A 7,083-nucleotide genomic window follows, 5' to 3' on the forward strand; every position below is an offset into this window, starting at 1 on the left:
GCGCAACCGGCGAGGAGCGTAAGCAGCTATGTTAGAAACTCTGACGCTCTTCCTGGGTATCTGGCTGCTCTTTTTGCTGCTGGCCATCTATTATCTCTCCCGATCGCTCGAAGGGAACAGCGTCGGGCCACGTCTCTCGCGCAATGAACGCCTCTCTGCCGAGAGCCGTGCTAAGGCGCTGCTGCGCGAGATGTTGACGGAGAGCCAGTATCAGCAGCTGATTAAGTACGGATACCTGGAGGTGGCTAGCCCCTCGATCAGTCATCGTATCTACCGCATTCCTGGCTCCGGTGGCCTGGTCAAGGTCTATGAACGTGGCTGCCCCATCATGGAGCTGTGCCTGCAGCCCGCCGAGCCTTTGCCCGACGGCGATGTGGTGGTCATGCACAAGCTGATGATCGAGGGGAACGAAGAGGAATATCTCAAAAAAGCCAACCACTTCGCTCCCGGGATCATCTCCTTGCGCTGTCAGCACCTCTGAGGCATCTTTGTTGCAATACCTGCCCATGATATAGCTCTCTGCTGCGTGCAGGTGGGTCAACCTGGCCGAGCGCTGGCGAAAGCAGACAGTCTCCCTGGCTGGAAAAGCAGGCTACATGACCGCTTGCTCGCTGCCCTCCCCAGCGCTTCGCCCTGGCCCCCCTGCGCGTGGCATGGGTAGGCCCTACTTCTCGCTGTCTTCCGTCCCCCCTCTCCTCCAGTGTCTTCCACCAGCTCACACAACTGGGCGTCATGGACAAAGCTCCTGCTTTTCTCCCTGCTTGTTAATCTCTCCCCGGTATAGACGTACTTCTTCCTAGAGGGGGTATATGTCTGTTCTGAACACGCGCAACAGGCAGTGTGTTCAGTGTGCCTAACTGGATGTAGAAAGGGAGGCTTCTTTATAAGAAGAGAGTAACGGTCAGCGTTGGCTCTTTGGTCAATTCGTGCCCAGTCATAATGTCGTCGGGCAAGGAAGGCAGGTACAAGAACGATGCAATGTCCTCACTGCGGGGCAATGACTCGCCCTGGGGCCGGCTTCTGTGCCCACTGTTTTAGTCCTCTGCCAAGAGAAGCCGCCACCGATCTGGCCAGCGCCGTTGCGGGTCCCCTGGCGCCAGGCAGTTTCCTTTATGGCGGGCGCTATTATGTCTCTCGTGTGCTCGGTTGGGGTGGGGCAGGCGCTGCAGTGCTGGCCACCGATCAGCAGCACAGCGGCAGGCGAGTGGTCATCAAAGAGCTGCTCTCTGAGGCCACTGACCCCTGGCGTCGCGAGCAGGATCTCAAGCAGCTCAGGCTCGAAGCCTCCCTTCTAGCGCGGCTCGACCATCCGTTTCTCCCAAAAGTACTTGAGCATTTTGCGGAGGGAGAGCGCTATTTTCTCGTACACGAATACGTGGAGGGAGAACACGCGGAGAAGCGGCTTGCTCATTCTTCCTGGCCGCTCTCTGAGCGCGATGTGCTCATTTACGCCTCTGAGCTTCTCGATTTGCTGGATTATCTTGAGAATAACGTACCTTCTATTTTTCATGGAGACATCAAGCCAACCAACCTGGTCATTGGCCAGCAGGATGGAGACATCCGCCTGGTTAACCTGATACCCCCCACGGCGCAGCGGGCCCGCAACCGGCTGCGTCAGCGCCCGACCATCCTGGGAACGCCAGGTTATGCGGCGCCCGAACAATATCAAGGCCAGGCTGATCATCGCTCCGATCTCTATGCCCTGGCCGCTACTCTCCATCAACTCTTGACTGGCTGGGACCCTCGCCAGCAACCTCCTTTTAGCTATCCTCCTATTCGGACCCTTAATCCCGGTGTTTCCCCCGAGACTGAGCGTGTGCTGATGCAGGCTCTGCAACGTGATCCCAGCCAGCGCTACCAGCATGCCGCGCTGATGAAGCGTGAGATTGACGCCGTTTTGCTTCGCCACTTCGGCGTGCCATTTAGCCCTCCCGCCCCCAGCCTGGCGGCTGGGCAGAGTACCCCCCTTCCTTTGATGGGGAGCACACTGACCCCTTCGGGATGGCTCAGCCAGCCCCAGACTCCTCCTCCGGCCTCTCCTGTGCAGGCAGAAAGCCCGCAACAGTCGTTGCCGCCGCCGCCCGCGCAGACCGTATCGCCAGGATCGCCTGGGTCGCAGCCTCTTAAGTCCCAGCCTCTGCTTGCCAAGCCGCTCAGCTTTGGTAACAGAAAAGTTCCTCTGTTGCATCTCCTTGTGGCTATAGGGCTGCTGGTGATCATCCTGGGAGCAACCGTCTTGCTGGCGCTGCCACACGCCGTGAGCCAGGGCGGATCAACCGCCGCCACACGCCCCGGGGCTTCTCCCTCTCCGCCGGTGGCGCCTTCGCCGCCGCCTTTGAAGAACGGTCTTGGTGGCTATACAGTGGTCGATCCGGCGACGGGGCAAAAGGACTACATTGGTATCAGCGACGGCAGAGCCGCTTTCGATACGAACCGTCCCGATGGCAAGCTGAAGCAGCAGGCTGCTCAGCACCTGCAGAGCGGCGATGTCGGTGGGGCCGCTGCCCTCTGGCAGTCGGCTCTGAGCGTCGATGAAAATGACGCTGAGGCTCTTATTTATCTGGAAGATCAGCGGGTACTCTCCTCGGGCAGCCCCTATATCACCCTGGTCGTTGCCACCATGCTCAGCGGCTCTGACCCCGCGGCTGTGGGAGCCGGGCGAGGCGATTTGCAGGGGGCCTATCTGGCTCAGAAGGAGTACAACAGCAGTGGAAAGCTTGGGGGCGGCCTGCAGGTGCGTCTGCTGATTGCCAACTCAGGCGGAAATAGCCTCTTTGCCACTACGGTGGCACAACAGATAATCCAGGCGGCGCAGGCCGATAAGACGATTGTTGGCGTCATGGGCTGGCCCTACAGCTCGCGTGCTCTCAATGCCCTGCCCATTCTGGCGCAGGCCCATCTGCCTATGGTCTCAGAGACAGCTTCAAGCGATCTGCTGACGGGCCGATCGCCCTATTTTTTCCGCGTCTGCCCCTCTGATCAGCAGCAAGGACTGATCGGAGCCGATTACAGCTATCAGCGTCTGCAGGCGAGACGGGTGGCCCTCTTCTTCGATCCTGCCGATGCCTACAGCCAGAGTCTGGCCACCGCCTTCAGCACTCGCTACAGCAGCGATGGCGGCAGCATTGTCGTCCGCGAGCAATATACGGTCGGCAAGCCAGCGACCCTGCCAGCTCTGTTACAGGATGCCCTGACTCATCAGCCCGACCTGATCTACTTTGCCGGCTTCTCAGCTGACATCGCCTCTTTGCTCAGCAAGCTGCCGACCTCTGGCCCCTTTGCCCACCTGCAGGTTATGGGAGGCGACGGCCTCTATTTGCTTCAAGGGTACCCGAGCAATGCCCGCGCCGGTTTCCTGCGACTCCATTTCACGGCTTTCGCCTATCCTGACGAGTGGGGCTATCTAGGGCAGCCTCAGCCGGCCTTCTTTACCGCCTACGCCCAGGCTTTCAACGCCAGTGGGCAGCACAGCGGCTATGGCTATACCCGGCCCTTCACGGACAGCATCCTGGCCTATGATGCAACGCTGGCGCTCCTGGAAGCCAGCCGGCTGCTTGTCAGCGGCGGCAAGACCACGTTCACCGGCCAGGACCTGCAGCGGGCGCTGGCGCAGCTCAATGGTCCGCACAGCATCCAGGGTATCAGCGGCTCCATTGCCTTCGGTAGCGACGGTAATCCCCAAAACAAAGCAGTGGTGGTGCTGATGGTTGATAATGTCGGCCATGTTAAGCTGGAGTCGATTCAGGGCCACTTCCTCAAGTGAAGGAGAGAGACCCCGCCTCTGGCGATCCAGCTCCTTGTGGAAGCATAAGAACCAGGGTCACAAGCTGAAAGCCGCTGTGGTGGCTGCGCTGGCTGGATGGTGACATACAATCCTAAAAGAGCGGCTCTGCGACATGAGACGCACATCGATCGTTCCTGTTTGTAGAGCCGCTCAACCCGGCCCTCGGCTTGCTGGCGCTGGCAGATGACCTTATCTGCGCTACGTTCTTTAACTTTCGCCCTCAGTATGCGTATTCTATCTATTAGAGAACATCTCTGCTGGTAGCGCTGGGCGCCAGCTGATTGGTAAGCAGAGGCGGCTAGTTGCTTGCTTGCTTAATCTGGACAGACCTTCTCGCGTGTGCGCCCGCGCTCCTGGCCGATTTTTGCTCTCCCTCAGTTCTGCCAGAGAAAGAGAGATGGCAACCTGATGGATGGCTGACCTGGGTTGCTGCAGCAAGCTGCCGGAAGACCAGGTGGCAGGCTAGTGGCAGGCTATCGGCGCGGGCAGCGGCAGCGATCGATTCGGATGAACAGGCTTTGCCATTGGGCAGAGGAGACAGGCGCGAAGCTATGGAATGCCTTCATTGCGGCGCAGTCAATCGTCCCGAGGCGCGCTTTTGCAGCTCTTGTGGCCGTCCTGTGCTCGCTGGAAGCAGCTTGCCCACCAGCAGCCAGACTGCTTCTGGCCCTTTGAGGCCGGGTACGCGCCTTCAGGGTGGGCGCTATGAGATCATCCGCCTCCTTGGCCGAGAGGGGAACGGAGTTGCTCTTCTCGCTGTCGACCATCGTCTCGGTGGCAAACAGGTTGTCATCACAGAGCTGCTCTCTGAAGCGAGCGATCCACAGCAGCACCAGGAGGAGATCAGGCAGTTCAAGCGCGAGGTAGCGCTGCTGGCTCACCTGGATCATCCGCTAATCCCCGCGGTGACCGACCACTTCCAGGAGGGCGAGCGCTACTTTATGGTCGAGGAATATATCGAGGGCCAGAGCCTGGAAGAGCTGCTACGGCGCCGCCAGGGTCCGCTGAGCGAGCGAGAAGCCCTCATCTATGCCATCGACATCATCGATATTTTGATATATCTGGAACTGCAGACGCCGCCGGTCGTCCATCGTGACATCAAGCCAGCCAATATCGTGATCAGTGCCAGCGATGGGCATGCCTATCTGGTGGGCTTTAGCGTTGCTCGCGCCGAGGTGGTGCGCAACGCTCTGCGCAGGCAGACAAGCGCGCTCGGTACCCCTGGTTATGCCCCGCCGGAGCAGTACCAGGGGAAGACCGACCCGCGCTCCGACCTCTACGCACTTGCCGCAACCCTGCATCATGTTCTGACCGGGCGCGACCCGCGTAACTATCCGCCCTTCAGCTACCCATTGGCGCGTAGCCTGAATCCGCAGCTCTCGCCCGAAGTTGAGCGCATTTTGCACTATGCCCTGCAGCCAGAGCCAGATCAGCGCTACCAGAGCGCCCTCGCCATGAAGCGCGATATTGAGGCCCTGCTCTTACAGCGCTTCGGCTACACTCCAGGAGCCAGTACTGTCAAGCCGGAGGAGCCAACGCAGGCTACTGGTGCCATCGCAGCTCAGATGGCGGCGGCGACGGACACACTGCCACACGGCTGGGCTAGTCCAGCCTCTGCTGCTGTCTCTGTTCCTCCGATCAGCATGAGTGGTGGCAGCCCTTTCACCACCCCGCACCCGCCGGCCTCCGTTGGAAGTGGACGGCGCCCTTTCCCGCTGAGGGTGCTCTATCTGGTCCTGGTGTTGTGCGTCATCACAGTGGTCATTGCGGGCAGCGTCCTGGTTTTCCTGCTGCCGCACCTGGTCAGCCGCAGCGGCCCGACAACCTCCCTGGCTCAGGGCAGAACGATCACGCCACCGCCGACCCTCAAGAAAGGCCTCGGCGCCTACAGCGTAGTGAATCCCGATACGGGCCAGAAAGACTATATTGGCCTCAGCGATGGCAGCGTTGCCTTTGATGTCGCGCGTCCCGATGGCGATCTCAAGCAGCAGGCCGCCAGGCGTCTGCAGCAGGGTGACATCAGCGGGGCCGAAGCCCTCTGGCAGTCGGCTCTTGATATCGATAGTAACGATGCTGAAGCCCTCATCTATCTTGAGGACCAGCGCGTGCTGGCCTCTGGCAATCCCTACATCACCCTGGTTGTGGCAACCATTCTTACCGGAAATGACAGTGGGGCCGTAGGAACAGGGCGCGACAACCTTCAGGGGGCCTACATCGCCCAGAAGGAGTACAACAGTGGCTACAAGCTTGGCTCGGGGGTCCTGGTGCGCCTGCTGATCGCCAACTCCGGGGGGAGCAGTCTCTTCACCGCCGCCGTCGCCCAGCAGATTGTTCAGGCGGCCAGGGAGGATAAAACCATTGTTGGAGTCATGGGCTGGCCGTATAGCTCGCGCGTTCTCAGTGCCCTGCCTATCCTGAGTCAGGCCCGGCTACCGATGGTCTCACCAAGCGCTTCCAGTGACCAGTTAAGCGGCAAATCTGCGTACTTTTTCCGCGTTTGCCCCTCGGATCAGCGGCAAGGTGCCGTCGGGGCCGACTATGCCTACCAGCACTTGCGAGCCAGGCGCGTCGCGCTCTTCCTCGACCCACTAGATCCATATAGCCAGAGTCTGGCGGCAGCTTTCAGCCAGCGTTACACCGCCGATGGAGGAACTATCATCGTTCAGGAGCGCTATCGCGTTGGTAAGCCGTCGACCCTGCCGGCGCTGCTACAGGATGCCCTGCTTCGCGGGCCTGATTTGCTCTACTTCTCCGGCTACGCCAGCGATGTGGCCACCCTGCTCACCAACCTGCCGACGAGTGGCCCCCTGGCCGGACTGCAGGTCATGGGCGGCGATGCTCTCTATCAACTCCAGGGCTACCCGAGCAGCGCGCGGGCCGGGTTTTTACGTCTCCACTTCACGGCCTTCGCCTATCCCGATGAATGGAGCTATCTGTCCCTGCCCCAACCGGCCTTCTTTACGGTTTACCCGCAGACCTTTAATGCCAGCAGCCGCCACGTCGGCTATGGCTACACACGCCCGGATAACGATGCCATCCTCTCCTACGATGCCACGCTGGTGCTGCTGGAGGCCAGTCGGCACGTGCTCAGCAGCGGCGAGGGGAAGACCACTTTGAGCGGTTCAGAGCTGCGGCAGGCCCTGGCCGGGCTCAAGGGGAACCAGGCGGTGCAGGGTATCAGCGGTGTCATCTCCTTCGGATCGGATGGGAACCCTGACAACAAGGCCGTCGTGGTGCTCATGGTCGATAATGTCGGCCATATTAAACTGGAATCGGTTCAAGGCCGCTTTCTCAAATAG

The 7,083-nt window shown here is 60.3% G+C and carries 3 protein-coding genes; all 3 read left to right on the forward strand.

Annotated elements, in window-relative coordinates; all coding sequences use genetic code 11:
- The first annotated feature begins 28 nt into the window (after positions 1–28).
- The 3 genes from IRZ31_RS18970 (at position 29) to IRZ31_RS18980 (ending at position 7,083) form a co-directional block, all read left to right on the forward strand.
- Positions 29–481 (forward strand): hypothetical protein, encoded by a 453-nt coding sequence (locus IRZ31_RS18970; protein ID WP_112431100.1) that lies wholly within the window; start codon positions 29–31, stop codon positions 479–481.
- 492 nt (positions 482–973) lie between these two features.
- Positions 974–3,763, forward strand: coding sequence for an ABC transporter substrate-binding protein (locus tag IRZ31_RS18975; RefSeq protein ID WP_297156561.1), 2,790 nt, complete (start codon positions 974–976; stop codon positions 3,761–3,763).
- A gap of 572 nt (positions 3,764–4,335) precedes the next feature.
- Entirely contained in the window at positions 4,336–7,083 is a 2,748-nt protein-coding gene (locus IRZ31_RS18980; RefSeq protein ID WP_297156564.1) for an ABC transporter substrate-binding protein, read from the forward strand.

This window comes from Thermogemmatispora sp. (assembly GCF_019683635.1).
Classification (GTDB): domain Bacteria; phylum Chloroflexota; class Ktedonobacteria; order Ktedonobacterales; family Ktedonobacteraceae; genus Thermogemmatispora.